We start from the raw sequence: 13,461 nt of genomic DNA on the forward strand, positions 1-13,461 counted from the left end.
CCATGTCGGAACCGACATCCCTGCGCCGGGCGAGGCCTCGCATCTGCGACGAGGCGGCCTCTCCCCCCTGGGACGGCGACGGCCTGCCGGGCCTCGACCGTCCCGACGACCGCAGCGTGACTGAGGCCGGCCTGCGCTGGTCCTGGTACCGCTTCGACGAACTGCCGCCCCGGACCCTGTACGGCATCCTGAAGCTGCGGCAGGCGATCTTCATCGTCGAGCAGAACGTCGCCTACGCCGACATCGACGGCAAGGACCTCACCTGCGCCCACCTCGTCTGCACCTTCGCCGACGAGGTGGTGGCCTACGCGCGCGCGGTGCCCGAGGGCCTGTTCAAGCCGGGCGCCGTCAGCTTCGGGCGGGTGACCGTCCGGCACGACCTGCGCCGGGTGGGACTCGGCAAGGCCCTGGTCGCGCGGGTTCTCGAACGCATCGATACGACCCGCGGCGCCCTGCCGATCGAGATCTCGTCGCAGTATTATTTGAAGACATTCTATGCCTCGTTCGGCTTCATTGCCTACGGAGAGCAGTACATCGAGGATCAGATCTCGCATATCGCGATGCGCCGCGCCTGATCCCGACCGTCGTCGCGTGGAACGATAACCTCCGAACGAGGCCGTGAATGCTTTCTCATGTCGATACGACGATCGTGGGCGCCGGACCCTACGGCCTCTCGATCGCCGCCCACCTGCGTGCCGCCGGGTCCGAGTGCCGCGTCGTCGGGACGCCGATGCATACCTGGCTCACCGCCATGCCCGACGGCATGATGCTGAAATCCGCCGGCATCTCCAGCACCCTGTACGATCCCAGGGGGTCGTACACCCTGGAGAAGTACTGCGCGGAACGCGGCATGCCCTATCAGCATATGGGCTTGCCGGTCTCGCTGAAGATGTTCAGCGAATACGGGCTGGCCTTCCAGCAGCGGTTCGTGCCGGACGCGCTCGACGACGAGGTCCGGTTCGTGGACCGGACCGCGGGCGGCTTCCGCATCGATCTCAGGGATGCGGGCAGCTTCACCACCCGCAAGGTCGTCCTGGCCGTCGGCCTGTCCTACTTCCGCAACATCCCGGACGTGCTGGCCGACCTTCCCGACGCGTTGCGGTCGCACAGTTCGGCGAACAAGGCGGTCGGGAAGTACAAGGGCCGGGACGTCATCGTCGTGGGCGGCGGCTCCTCGGCCATCGACCTCGCCGTCCTGCTGCACGAGGCGGGCGCCAACGCACGGCTGGTCGCCCGGCGGCCGGCTCTCGACTTCAACGCCGAGGAGCGGTGGCCGCGCCCGATCCACGAGCGCATCCGGCAGCCCATGACCGGGGTCGGCCCCGGATGGAAGAACCTCATCCTCACCGAGGTGCTTCCCTGGATCTATCCCTACTTCCCCGACGACTACAAGATCCGCACCCTGAAGCGGACGCTGGGCCCGGCCGCGGGCTGGTTCATGCGCGATCGGATCGAGGGCGTGGCGATGCATCTGGGCCGGCACCTCGTCGCGGCCGCCGAGGACGGCAGCCGTGTCCGGCTGGAACTGGGCTCCGCATCGGGAACCGAGACGCTCGTGGCCGACCACGTCATCGCGGCGACCGGCTACCGGACGGACGTGCGCAAGCTGAGCTTCCTCAGCGAGGAGATCAGGAAGCGGATCGCCGTGGTCGCCGCCGCCCCGAGCCTGTCCTCGAGTTTCGAATCCAGCGTGCCGGGCCTGTATTTCGCCGGGCCGATCACGGCGCCGAGCGCCGGCCCCATCATGCGATTCTCCGTCGGCGCCGGGTTCACGTCCCGGCGGATCTCGAGGGCCATCGGTCAGTCCGCATTGGCCGCCTGAATACGTTCGGCCCGGCACCGCGGTCGCCACGTCGGCTGCGCGATGAGGAATCGGTGTCCAGGGCGCATTCCGGCGACGTGGACACCGATTCGCCGCAAGACGGCGCGGCAGAACGACGACCTGGAGCATCGGCCCGAAAGCCGGGCACCGGCTTTCGGGCCGATGCTCTAGATCTCCCACGGCGCGACATCGGCTTTGACGGGGTGATACAACAGATCTTTCTGCTCGAAATCCTGCGGGCTCTCGTGAAAATACCGCGGACGGATCGGGCGAAAGATGAAGGATCCGCTGTTCAGTTTCGGCCCGCCGATATTGTTGCTATAATTTTTCCCGCGACGCTCTTCCGGGCAAAACCGCCCCGTTCCGCCGATATCCTCGACATGCAGCCCCAGGTGGATCGCGACCGTCGGCACGATGGCTTCGTAGTGACCGGTCCAATTCCAGGCATTCACCTCTCGGACGTAGGCGCCCACCATCCTCCGCGAGAGGCGCATGATGGGCAGGAAGGCCCGGTGCAACTGCGTTTCCGACAAGGCGACGGGCGCTCTCACCCGCGGCCAATGATGCCATCCGGGCATGTCCGCTTGAGAAACGACGCTGGTCGTCAGGAGATCGGCGTGGCAGTTCTCGAACTGCGTGAAGAAGTCCGACCAACGTCCCGCAAAATCGACGTCGTACTCGACGACCCAGACATGGTCGGCCTCGATCGCCAGCAGACTCGAGAAGATCGCGACGTCGAGGAGACCGTTGCGGACGCCGCCATTCTCCACCATGGCCTGCCAGCGGCGCGGCATCGCCTTCGCTGCCGGCTCGTATGCGACTCCGATATCCAGATCCGCTCCGCGGCCCGGATTGAAGCCCATCGTCCACGGCAGGATGGACCGCGTCTCATCCGCCAAGCGTTGAAAATGGGCGTCTATTCTTGCGGAGCGCAGATGGGCCAAGAAGATTCCGATCTGCTTCAAGCCGATCTCCTCATCTCCCGCCGAACCGCATCGTGCGGAAAGGTAATCATATCGAGAACACATTCCGACGAAGCGGGCGCTTCGTCGAAAGAATACTCAGCAAACCAAGATCTCAGAGACGCCGACCTGATGCAATCAGGTCGGATACGGCTCCAGAGCATCGGCCCGAAAGGCGGGTACCGGTTTGCCAGAGAAAGCCGATGCGGCACATGAACCTAGAGCATCGTCCTGGATACGATATCCAGGGCGATGCTCTAGCATCTCCCGGGTACGCGGGACAACGCCCACACCCGGATCAGCCCGAAGGCCGCGGACCGGCGGGCACCACGCGGATGATCCTCGAACCTCTTCGGCTGTGGCGCTCGATCGCCGCAAGGACCGGATCGGCACGGAAGGGAACGCGGTCGCCGGCGGCGGATCAGGAAGGCGCGGGCGGCTCGAGCGCCTGGGGCAGCGGCGGCTCGCAAGCTTCGACCACGGCGCGCTCCTCGCGCGGCACGGTCGGCCAATCACGCAAGGTGGAGACGCTTCGCATCACCCAACGGGCCGTGAAGAACGAGGCCCGGGGGAACGCGAGGTCAGCGGCAGAGCGCTGGACAGGCTGGCGCTTCAGCGGACGCGTTGGAGCGGGCGATCGGGATCGAACCGACGACATTCAGCTTGGGAAGCGCTCGTAACCTACTGATTTTGCGCTCTCTTGTTCCTTATCGCACAACCGCGAAAGGAACGGGTTGTGCGTACCGAAGAAACAAACGCCGCTGCGGGGGTCGGAGCCCGCAACGGCGCTGAATCAACGGCTCGGCAAAGAACCGAAACTGAAAATAGGGCCGACAGCGTCCGCGCGCAATCATCGAGTGCCTGCTCAAAGGAGGCGCTCGCATGGTTGCTCTGACTCTCAGCGAGATCGCATCCGCCCTGAATGGGCAGGTCACCGGTCGGCAAGTTCTGGCCCCTGGCCCCGGCCACAGCCGAAAGGATCGTAGCCTGTCCGTGAGGATTGCTACGACCTCCCCTAAGGGCTTCGTCGTACACTCCTATTGCGGTGACGACTGGCGCGACTGCGAGGAGCACGTCGCGTCAGCGCTCGGTCTTCCGCTCGACCACTGGCGCGAGCACAAGGAGCGCCGCGCGCCGGACCCGATCGAGAACATGCAGCGCCGGCAACGGCGGATCGACGCCAAGCGCCGCGAGGCCGAGGACGAAGCCAGCCGGCAGCGGAAGGCGAGCACGATCTGGAACGCTGCCGGAGATCCCCGCGGCACGCTCGTTGAGACCTATCTGCGCTCGCGCGGCCTCGACCTGTCCGACGACGTAGCTGGCGAAGCCATCCGGTTTCACCGGCGCTGCCCGTGGGGGACGGGGTTCATCCCCGCGATGGTGGCCCCCTTCCGCAACATCCACACGGGCGAGATCACCGGCATTCACCGGATCGGCCTGACGCCGGAGGGGCGCAAGATCGAACGCAAAATGCTCGGCACCATCGCCGAGGCTGCCGTGATGCTCGACGCGTTTGAGGCGGTCAGCCTCGGGCTCGCGATCGGCGAGGGCGTTGAGACCGGCCTTGCCGCCCGGCAACTCGGCATCCGGCCCGTGTGGGCGCTCGGTAGCGTAGACGCGATCCGCAGCTTCCCCGTCCTGTCCGGCGTCGAGGGCCTGACCATCCTCGGAGAGACCGGGGACGGCGGCGCCAGTGACCGCGCCGGGCGCGAAGTCGGCACCCGCTGGCACCGGGCCGGCTGCGCCGTCGAGATCATCGTGCCTCGCGTCTCCGGCGACCTCAACGACGCGCTTCAGGCGGGAGGGATTGCCGCATGAGCTTCAACCCGCACGACGCCTCCCCCTACTACGAGCGCCGCCCCTACACGCCAGTTCCAGACGACGAGGAGGCTGACCGCTTTCCGCCGCCTGAGGACGACTCCGAACCTACGCAGGCCGTAGCAGCGCAGATCAAGGCGACGCCTTTCGAGTGGTGCGAACCGTCGAAGATACCGCCGCGTGAATGGGTTTACGGCCGGCATCTGATCCGCAGGTACGTCAGCGCGACGATCGCCCCCGGCGGCCTGGGCAAGTCGTCGCTCGCCCTGGTCGAGACCGTCGCCATGGTCAGCGGCAAGGACCTGCTTGGCGAGCGTCCGACGGAGCCGCTGCGGGTCTGGTACTGGAACGGCGAGGACCCGGCCGACGAGTTGCAACGCCGCGTGATGGCGATCGCCCTGAAGTACGATCTAGAGCACCGGGATATCGGCGGGCGCCTGTTCATCAACTCCGGCCGTGACACCGAAATCGTCATTGCCCAGCAGAACCGCGACGGCGTGACGGTGGCCGCCCCCGTGGTCGAAGCAATCAAGGCCACGATCCGCGAGAATAAGATCGACGTGCTAGTGATCGACCCGTTCGTTTCCTCGCACCGGGTCAGCGAGAACGACAACGGCGCTATCGACCGGGTTGCCAAGACATGGGCCCGCATCGCCGAGGAGACCAACTGCGCCGTCGAGCTGATCCACCACGCCCGCAAGACCAACGGCAACGAGGTGACGATCGAGGACAGCCGGGGCGCCGTCGCGCTCCTGTCGGCCGCCCGCTCGGCGCGCACGCTCAACGGCATGACGAAGGAGGAGGCGGAGAGGGCCGGCGTCGAGAACCGCCGCGCGCACTTCCGGGTGGACAACGGCAAGGCCAATCTCGCGCCGCCGCCCGAGGGCTCGACGTGGTTCAAGATGGAGTCCGTCGCACTCGGCAACGGGCCGCTCGACAACGATGGCGACTACATCGGCGTCGTGACGCCGTGGACATGGCCCGATCCGCTTGAGGCCCTGTCGGTGGCGGACCTGCGCGCTGCGCAGGCTGCGGTGCAGTCCGGCGGCCCTTGGCGCGAGAACGTGCAGGCCAAGGAGTGGGTCGGGCGCCCGATCGCCCACGCCCTCAAGCTCAATCCAGACGACAAGGCCGACCGCGAGAAGGTCAAGCGGATGCTGCGGGTCTGGATCGAAACCGGAATGTTCGTCGTCGTGCAGGGCCACGACGAAAAGAGCCGTCCCCGCCCCTGCGTCGAAGTTGGGGAGGCTGCATGAACCTCTTTCCCCACCCTGCCGTGAAGGCTGTGGCCGCCCCCACCCCCACCCCTCTTCCCTATAAGGGAAGCGGGGAAGTGGGGAGGTGGGGAACGGCCACTTACGGCCCCCACGTCCCCACCTGTCCCCACCACACCTTTCAAGGTGGGGAAACCCGCCCATGATCGCCCTCACCGACCGTTTCGGCCCGTGGGCCGACGACATCGACCGGGCCGAGCGGCTGGCCCGGCTGCGATCCATGCGGGCCATCGTCCGCCTTGCCACCGGCCCGCGCGGCGAAGCCCTCGCCAACGAACTGCACCGCGCCGAGCGCGACGCCTCGCGCCTCCCCTTCGCACTGGCCGCCCTCGACCACCTGGCCCCACTCGACCGGCGCCAGATCCTCGCCAGCTACGCCGCCTTGCACCGCCCCCAGACCGAGGCCCGCACCGCATGACGCCACGTGAACTCGATGCGTACCGCGCCGGCCTGAAGCACTCCGCCGACATGGCCCTCATCTCGGCCCTGACGATCGAACTCCGGGACGACGCGGGCGAGGTGCGCCAGCGCGCGGCCATCGAGGCGCTGCGCGGGCTCGCCGAGGGCCTGAAGGCCGAAGCCCGGACGGAGATTTCCGCCGACGGCTTCCCTGCCATCATGGCCGCCATCGCCGCCGACCCGGAGAGTGCCGGAGTTGCGGCCTGCCCGGAGTGCTCGGGCCGCCTCGTCTGGATCAAGGATGCCAGCAATGGGCACATCCACGCCCGATGCGAGGGCTCGGGCTGTGTCGCCATCATGCAGTGAGGCCCGCGCCATCGGTCGCCAGCCTCAGCATTGCGCGGGCGACATGCCGCCTGAAACGAGAAACAACTAGAAGCAACTATCGAACACCATCGAGTAAGATTCCAGAAGTAGCCATTCCAAATGAGCGTAAGACACGTGTTCGGAATTGTGCTTTACTGATCCTCGAACAATTCGGTGGTGAGCGTGCCGCAGAAGTACCCGGATCATCTCTTCATCCGCATTGATCGCGAGTTGCGCACCGGCCTCGTTGAGGCGGCGCGGGCCGCGAACCTGTCGGTAAGCGAGATGGGCCGGCGCCTGATGCGGGACGCTCTGGCGAAGCCAGAGGTCGGGCTGAGCGCCCAAGGCAAGAGGAGTGCGGCCTAAATGGCGGCGGAAAGAAAAATCGGCGACGCAGTTTACCGCTGCGACAAGCTCAGTGCAGAGGAAGGGCTGGCCCTGTACGTTAAAGTCAACGACGTGTTCGGGGGCGATGCCGTCTTGCTCGCCAGCGTCGCAGTCAAGACGACGCGAGAAACCGCACTCAAGACCTTTGTTACGGTAACGATGCGCAATCAGCTTGAGGCCGGCAATGTTACGGATTTAATCAAAGACCTTGTGTCGATGTGCCAAGTCAACGGCGATCCGGCTATTATGGGTGTCCGTCCGTCCTCAATTGAGGATGCCGTCGAAGTCGCATGGTTCGCGATGGAGGTACAGCTTCGGGATTTTTTGTCCGCAAGCCTGGGCAGCCTTGGGACGACGTAGGCGACAACGATCCCGCAGGGCAGCTCAAGCCTAGAGAGATAAGCCGCGTCGCTCCGAACCTATCAGCCCCGAACTCTCATCGCATGTATTTGCTTCGACCAACTCCGGGCTTTGCGCACCCCCATATCTGCACGCTGGCCGAGCTGCGCACGGTCTACACGCTCGATGATCTCGCGGACTTTCACGAGATCTTGGACCTTCGGGAGGCGGCAGGCGCAAAGTCTATGAAGGCATCAAAGGACCGGGCGGCACGAGACGCGCGAGGGGGCAGGAATGGCCGTCGTTGAGGAGTTGGTGGCGAAGCTCGGGTTTCGGTACTCGGGCGCCAGCGAGGCCGCGAAGTTCATCAAGCAGCTTGAGCAGATGAAGCGCGCTCTGAAGGATGTCGGCAAGGGCGGGGACATCGGGTTCCGCGGCAATGGGCTCGGCCGCACCGTCCGCGACTTGGAGCGGGCGACCGTCGCAGCGCGGCGCTACCGGCAGGAGATGTACCAGGCCGCCCGAGCAGGCGGCGGGGGCGGCTTCGGCGGCTCATACGGCGGGGGCCGCTTTGCACGGCCGCCATCGGGGTACGGCGGAGGGCGCGGCGGCGGGGGCGGTGCTGGCAAATTTGGGACGGGCCTCGGCGAGGGCATCGGCGGCGGCCTTGGGGGGCGCGAACTCGGTGTCGGCGCAGCGGGCTACGTTGTCGGTCAGGGGCTCAAAACAGCGACTGAGCAGGCCATCAGTTTTGAGCGCGCCCTGATCGACGTGGGCAAAGCGACCGACGGCACTGGCACGCCGCTTAAGGCCTACAGCGACAAGCTTTTGGATCTCTCTCGGGCCACTGGTAAAACCAAGGAAGAACTCGCCTCGATGCTGGCGAGCGCAGGCTTTGCCGGGCGGCCGGGCCAAGACCTGATGCGCTTCACGGAGTTCGGCGCCAAGGCAACGGTTGCCTGGGGCCTCAGCGCGGAGGAGACCGGCCAGAACCTCGCGCAGCTCGGCAACATCTATGAGGCCGATCAAAAGCGTATCGAGGCCATGGCTGACGCTATCGACAAGATGGCGGATAGCTCGGCCTCCAAAGAGGCGGGGTTGCTCGACTTCGTGACGCGAGCCGGCGCGACGGGCCGTGCGTCTGGACTGTCTATCGAACAGATCCTTCCGTTCGCTGCGGCAATGAAGGAAGTAGGTGTTCGAACGGACGTAGCAGCGACCGGCTTCGAAGCGCTGCTGAACGTGATGAAGTTGGGCAAGGAGTTCTCCAAGAGCGCTGGCGAGGGGTTGGATGCGCTCGGCATCAACTCGACCAAGATGCGCCGACGGTTCGTAATGAACCCGCTCGAAGAAACGCTGAAGCTTCTCGAAAAGATCAAGGGCGTTGCCGATCCGCTCAAGCGCGCCGAGATCCTGACCAACTTGTTCGGCAAGGAATATCAGGACGACATTCAAAAACTTCTCAATGGCATCGACAAGATCAAAGAGTTCCGCGACATCCTTAAAGACCCGAAGAACTATGAAGGTCGCATTGTTGAGAACTTTGGCAAGCAGACCCAAACCGATGTCAACAAGATTGACCGCGGCCAGCGTTCAGCAGAGGTGGTTCAGACACGCGCCGGAGACGCAACCAAGTCGATACTCGCCGTAGGTATGGAGAACTTTAGCACTTTTATCAATAGGATTGAGACAAGCTCCAACGTACTTGAGCGATTTAACAAGCTACAAGAGGGCTATGCCTCTCAAGCCGAGGCGCAACAGACCAAAACCTTGGACGAGGTTGACCCCGGCAATGCTGGCATTCGCCGTTGGTTCAACGAAACCGCCGAAGCAATCGGCAACTACTTTCTCGGCACGCCTGGCATGGCTGCGCAGGAGAACGCCCTTTCCTTTCGGCAGGGCCAGAACGCGGCCCGCGCAGAAAGGGGCCTGCCCCCGATGGCCACGGCACAGCAGCAGTTCGGCGGCCTTGGCAACCGCATGAATTGGGCAGGGTCGGCCGGCGCTACGCCCGGCGGCATCGGTCCGGGCGGTCTCGGCAACCGCATGAACTGGCTCGCCCAGGGGGCGCAGCAGGGCGCGGCCGTGACGAACAACTACAGCAACACCGGCAACGATCAGAGGCAGCAGTCGGTGACGGTCAATCAGACCGTCAACGGCGTGCCGAGCGTGGCGCAGGCCGCCGCCTCGGGCGTGACCGGCGCACTGTCGAGCATGGGTTCCAGCCTCGTCAAAGGCAGCTCGGCCGCGACCGGCTCGGACACGGCCCCCTGATGGCAGCGCGACAGGAGATGCACTGATGTCCCGCCTTTTCGGCCGAGTCATCCGGGTTGAGGTTGAGGGCCCCGGCGGCTCCGCGACGTTCTTCGGCGATCAGCACGACGAGCCCGGCTTGCAGATCGCCTTCACGTGCACCCTGTCGATCGGCAGCAAGCCGAACAACGGCACGGTTTCGATCACGAACCTGTCGGAGGCCCGGCGCAAGATGCTGGGCAACGAATACACGACCCTCACCCTTCTGGCCGGCTACAAGGACACCGGCCCCGAGATCCTGTTCCGGGGCCAGATCCGAGACAGCGCCTCGGGGACCAAGGGCAGCGGCAAACGCGAGAAGCCGGACATCATCACGACAATCGAAGTCGGCGACGGCGACAAGGCATTTAACCAAGGCAAGGCGTCCAAGACGTTCAAGGCCGGCACGAAGCCCAAAGAAATCGTGGAATATCTGCGCAAGCAGATGCCGGGCGTGACGAAGGGCCAGATCAAAGGCTTGGACGATCTCCCCGCTACGAAGCGGTCGACGGTGCTCTACGGCAAGGCCTATCGCGAGATGGATACGCTCGGTCGAAAGCATGGGTTCTATTGGTCAATCCAGAACGGCGAACTTCAGATCGTGAAGTCAGACGAGCATCTGGGCAACCCGGTTCTGATCTCGGCCGAGACGGGGATGCTAGGGTCGCCCGTGATAACGGACAAAGGCTGCACCGTAACGACGCTCATCATTCCCGGTCTGAGGGTCGGGCACCTGATCGACGTTCGATCGAACTTCCTCGACACGGGCGCGGGAGGCCAGCGGGATAAGCGCGGCACCGACAGCGGCGGCGGACTGTTCCGCGTCGCCGCGATGTCCTTGGAAGGCAATTCCCGCGACGACGACTTTCAGGCGGAGATCGAGGCGCACCGCGTCCAAGGTGACAAGGTGAAAAAGTAGGTTGGAGGTTCAGGCTATGGCGGGTTTCCAAGGGACATCGACGCGGCACCATCCGCACGAGAGCCTTGCCGGGATGATCGAGGACGAGCGCGCCGACATCAACACCACGGCCGTTGGCATCGTGAAGGGCTACGACGCTACGACCCAGACCGCGAGGGTGCAGCCCAAGCTATCCATGGTCATCGCAGGCGAGACGCTACGCGCCCCGGAACTCGTGTCGGTGCCGGTGATGCACCAGCGAGCCGGCGGCCTCATCATGCACAAGCCGCTGAAGGACGGCGATGAAGTGGTGCTGCACTTCGGGCAGCGCTCGCTTGATGGTGCGATCGAGGACGGATCGGACCAGAGCGGCAACCGCTCCGGCCGCATGCACTCCCTCTCGGACGCCATGGCGGTGCCGACCGCGCACTCCAAGGGCAAGCAGCTCCCCAACCTCCCCGCCGATCGGATGCATTTCGGCTCCGAGGACGGCAAGTCAGGCCTCCAGATGAAGGGGGACGGCTCCTTCGACCTCGTGCGCAATGGCGACACGTTCCTCACAGTGATGGAGGACTTCCTGGCCGCCTTCCGCGACCACCTTCACGACGGCGGGGCGCCGCACGACAAAGTGGCAGTGGCCACCGATCTCCTGACCCGTGTCGGCAAGATGAAGGCGACCTGAAGCCCGGCGCCTTCAGCGGTTGGCGCACCCTCGATAGGCCTCGGCAAGCCGGGAGGATGCCGCGCTGTAATCGTCCAGTGCAGGGAGAAGCCGAAGGCGGCTTTCTTCCAGTCGTTGCAAGGCCGCCCGGCGCTCGCCGTCTGATACTGCGATCATCCCCTTGCTTGATTGGCGTCGCAGCATTGCTGCCACGCCGTCGATAGAAGCCGCCATGTCTCCCGCCACGTCGGTCATCTGCCGACAGTCCTGAACGGACGGCAGAGCGAAAGCCGGAGAGAGCGTCGCGGGCGACGCGACGAGGACGACAAAAGCGGCAAGGGCGAGGCGCATTCCCCCAATGTCGGGAGTCGCACAGCGGTTGTCGAGTGGGGACGGCTTTCGCCCGACGCCTCATCGCCATAAGGGTCTGCGAAATAGGCCGCCTCGCGCATCCCGGAACGCCATGAACGCCATGGACAACGTCATCCGCCCTTCGTTCGGGGGCCTTCAGCAACCAGCCAGTACCGAGCCTCCGGCCTATGAGGATGGCTACCAGCCGCTCCACGTCTACGGTCAGGCCGCGGGCTACCTCGTTGCCCTGATCAAGGACGCGAGCGGGCCGGAGGGGCTCGTGCTCAAGGTCGTGGTCGGCCCCGCCGCCGGGAACAGCATTGAGGCCGTGGCCTTCTTCGTCGCCTCCGACGAGGGGCGTGTCGATGCCGACGCCACTGCGAATGCGATCCTACGGACACTGGAGGTCGTTGAGGGTGATCGCTCGTCGGGGCGGCCCGCTTAGGGGCGGCCTACTGTCGACAACTCGAAACAGTAGGTGACGCTCTTGCTGGATGCCGAGGCCATCGAGGCCATGCGGTCAAGTGGCCCTAGCTGGTTTGAGGCCGCCGGACTTCGAGGCGTGCCTTTCGCGACCGGGTCAGGAACCTGCCTCCCTGGCGAGACTTGGCGAGAGACCGGCGCCTCGGCCGGCTGGAGCAACCCATGTCGAGCGACACGCAGAAGCACCGCCAACTCCTCGACGCCTTGAAGGCGGCGCAGGGCAAGCAAGACGGTTCATTCGAACAGGCCGTGACGCAAGCCTTCGAACACGTCTTCGACCACTTGGACCGGCTGATCTCGCACGTCTCCCTCGGCGGGCCGGAGGGAGAGGATCGAACGCTCAAGCCCGGCGAGTCGCCCACTCTTCGCTGATTGCCCTTGAGAGGAGGAAGCGGTCATCCGGCGTTGGATCTCGCCGTGGTCCATCCAGCGTGGAAGCGCTTAAGGAAGAGCAAACCCGTACTGGCTGGACAGGTCGCCCGGGCTGAAAGCGAGTCGCGGCGCATCCTAGACCGCGGCACTGAGCAGTTGGGCCGGTCGCTTGTGAAGGTGACCCGGCCCGGCCACCATCATCGGCGCGAATCAATCGATGGATGAGCCAGGGATGCCCCTGAGCCGGCAGCGCGCCAAGCGTCGCTCACCACCCGTGTCGCTGGGGGCGAGCTGATGGGACAGCTCCGAGGGGAGAGATCGTGATGCAGGAACCGCCCGACCCCGGCTTCGAACGCTACCTCGCCGAGGTCGATCGCACGCACCCGGAGCGCCCGCGGTACTGCTCGGGCCCGTTCCGGTGGTGGTATCCGCTGCCGGCGGTGCTGATGCTCGGCGGAGCGGTCGCTTTCGTGGCGTGGTGGCTGTCTTGGCTAGCCTGAACTACGGCAGGAGCCATCCACGTATGATCACGTCATGAAGAATGCCTCGACATGTTCTCGCAGTCCTCTGGGCGAGACCCGCAGACGAACACTCGTTGGGACAGGCGCTACGATCTTCACCAAACGCAGGAAGCCTTCGTAAGCCGCGCGCAAGTTACTAGTGTTTGGTTCTATGTCGGCTTTGACGAGAGCACCGGCGGCTGATTTCCAAAGGTCAGATTGCGGCCCGTGCAAGGCTTCTTCGAGACCATGCCGATGCAAGGCCGACAATGCGTCTGGCACATTCTCGACAAGCTTCACGCCAAAATCCGGTCGCTGCGGGTCAAGACATACCACTACAGAATCAGGGAATTCGGTCGACATCGACTTCTAACTCCTGAAGCTATCAATACGATACGAATGCTCGCTATAGCTTCAGGTTGCCTGCAAATACGTCCGGTTGCGTATCGTGGTAAAAGTTAAGTAACCCTTTTTAGGAAATTATGAAAGTTGCAGCTCTGCCTTAGACCCTCGCCCACGCGTTGCGGAACGATCCCC

General features: G+C 64.8%; 17 protein-coding genes. 14 read left to right on the forward strand and 3 right to left on the reverse strand.

The features are described 5' to 3' along the window. Positions 1 to 2 precede the first annotated feature (2 nt). Both AAHG03_RS09405 and AAHG03_RS09410 read left to right on the forward strand, forming a co-directional pair. Positions 3 to 575, forward strand: coding sequence for a GNAT family N-acetyltransferase (locus AAHG03_RS09405; protein ID WP_342150365.1), 573 nt, complete (start codon positions 3 to 5; stop codon positions 573 to 575). Positions 576 to 622: 47 nt separating this feature from the next. Then, on the forward strand, positions 623 to 1,822 hold the full coding sequence (locus AAHG03_RS09410; RefSeq protein ID WP_342150366.1) for an NAD(P)-binding domain-containing protein: 1,200 nt from the start codon (positions 623 to 625) through the stop codon (positions 1,820 to 1,822). A gap of 167 nt (positions 1,823 to 1,989) precedes the next feature. Here the strand turns inward: AAHG03_RS09410 and AAHG03_RS09415 are convergent, their stop codons facing one another. Continuing rightward, entirely contained in the window at positions 1,990 to 2,787 is a 798-nt protein-coding gene (locus tag AAHG03_RS09415; RefSeq protein WP_342150367.1) for a hypothetical protein, read from the reverse strand. A gap of 879 nt (positions 2,788 to 3,666) precedes the next feature. On the opposite strand from AAHG03_RS09415, the gene AAHG03_RS09420 reads away from it, so the two are divergent. From AAHG03_RS09420 to AAHG03_RS09460, 9 genes are all read left to right on the forward strand, one after another. Continuing rightward, on the forward strand, positions 3,667 to 4,602 hold the full coding sequence (locus tag AAHG03_RS09420; RefSeq protein ID WP_342150368.1) for a DUF7146 domain-containing protein: 936 nt from the start codon (positions 3,667 to 3,669) through the stop codon (positions 4,600 to 4,602). Then, a complete protein-coding gene (locus tag AAHG03_RS09425) occupies positions 4,599 to 5,858 on the forward strand; it encodes an AAA family ATPase (RefSeq protein WP_342150369.1) in 1,260 nt (419 codons plus the stop codon). The genes AAHG03_RS09420 and AAHG03_RS09425 overlap by 4 nt, the downstream gene beginning before the upstream one ends. Before the next feature lie 160 nt (positions 5,859 to 6,018). Continuing rightward, the gene (locus AAHG03_RS09430; protein ID WP_342150370.1) at positions 6,019 to 6,294 is read left to right on the forward strand and encodes a hypothetical protein; all 276 of its coding nucleotides are present in this window, start codon (positions 6,019 to 6,021) and stop codon (positions 6,292 to 6,294) included. Then, complete coding sequence (locus AAHG03_RS09435) at positions 6,291 to 6,641, forward strand: hypothetical protein (protein ID WP_342150371.1); 351 nt, start codon at positions 6,291 to 6,293, stop codon at positions 6,639 to 6,641. The genes AAHG03_RS09430 and AAHG03_RS09435 overlap by 4 nt, the downstream gene beginning before the upstream one ends. A 177-nt stretch (positions 6,642 to 6,818) precedes the next feature. Further along, complete coding sequence (locus AAHG03_RS09440) at positions 6,819 to 7,007, forward strand: hypothetical protein (protein WP_342150372.1); 189 nt, start codon at positions 6,819 to 6,821, stop codon at positions 7,005 to 7,007. Beyond that, complete coding sequence (locus tag AAHG03_RS09445; protein ID WP_342150373.1) at positions 7,008 to 7,388, forward strand: phage tail assembly chaperone; 381 nt, start codon at positions 7,008 to 7,010, stop codon at positions 7,386 to 7,388. It begins immediately after the preceding gene. Between the two features lie 273 nt (positions 7,389 to 7,661). Next, on the forward strand, positions 7,662 to 9,641 hold the full coding sequence (locus AAHG03_RS09450) for a phage tail tape measure protein (protein WP_342150374.1): 1,980 nt from the start codon (positions 7,662 to 7,664) through the stop codon (positions 9,639 to 9,641). A 25-nt stretch (positions 9,642 to 9,666) separates the two neighbouring features. Beyond that, positions 9,667 to 10,578 (forward strand): baseplate hub protein, encoded by a 912-nt coding sequence (locus AAHG03_RS09455; protein WP_342150375.1) that lies wholly within the window; start codon positions 9,667 to 9,669, stop codon positions 10,576 to 10,578. A 73-nt stretch (positions 10,579 to 10,651) separates the two neighbouring features. Further along, complete coding sequence (locus tag AAHG03_RS09460; RefSeq protein WP_342150376.1) at positions 10,652 to 11,239, forward strand: Gp138 family membrane-puncturing spike protein; 588 nt, start codon at positions 10,652 to 10,654, stop codon at positions 11,237 to 11,239. Between the two features lie 12 nt (positions 11,240 to 11,251). Here the strand turns inward: AAHG03_RS09460 and AAHG03_RS09465 are convergent, their stop codons facing one another. Beyond that, positions 11,252 to 11,569 carry a hypothetical protein gene (locus AAHG03_RS09465; protein ID WP_342150377.1) on the reverse strand — a complete coding sequence of 106 codons (318 nt, stop codon included), beginning with the start codon at positions 11,567 to 11,569 and terminating at the stop codon, positions 11,252 to 11,254. 121 nt (positions 11,570 to 11,690) lie between these two features. Here AAHG03_RS09465 and AAHG03_RS09470 point away from each other — a divergent pair, with 121 nt between their 5' ends. The 3 genes from AAHG03_RS09470 (at position 11,691) to AAHG03_RS09480 (ending at position 12,924) form a co-directional block, all read left to right on the forward strand. Beyond that, positions 11,691 to 12,014: a hypothetical protein gene (locus AAHG03_RS09470; protein WP_342150378.1), complete on the forward strand. Its 324-nt coding sequence runs from the start codon at positions 11,691 to 11,693 to the stop codon at positions 12,012 to 12,014. A 200-nt stretch (positions 12,015 to 12,214) separates the two neighbouring features. Then, complete coding sequence (locus AAHG03_RS09475; protein WP_342150379.1) at positions 12,215 to 12,424, forward strand: hypothetical protein; 210 nt, start codon at positions 12,215 to 12,217, stop codon at positions 12,422 to 12,424. Positions 12,425 to 12,747: 323 nt separating this feature from the next. Continuing rightward, a complete protein-coding gene (locus AAHG03_RS09480; protein WP_342150380.1) occupies positions 12,748 to 12,924 on the forward strand; it encodes a hypothetical protein in 177 nt (58 codons plus the stop codon). A 27-nt stretch (positions 12,925 to 12,951) separates the two neighbouring features. Here AAHG03_RS09480 and AAHG03_RS09485 read toward each other — a convergent pair whose 3' ends face one another. Beyond that, positions 12,952 to 13,287: a hypothetical protein gene (locus AAHG03_RS09485; protein ID WP_342150381.1), complete on the reverse strand. Its 336-nt coding sequence runs from the start codon at positions 13,285 to 13,287 to the stop codon at positions 12,952 to 12,954. Positions 13,288 to 13,461 lie beyond the last annotated feature (174 nt).

The organism is Methylorubrum subtropicum (assembly GCF_038442325.1).
Taxonomy (GTDB): Bacteria; Pseudomonadota; Alphaproteobacteria; order Rhizobiales; family Beijerinckiaceae; genus Methylobacterium; species Methylobacterium subtropicum.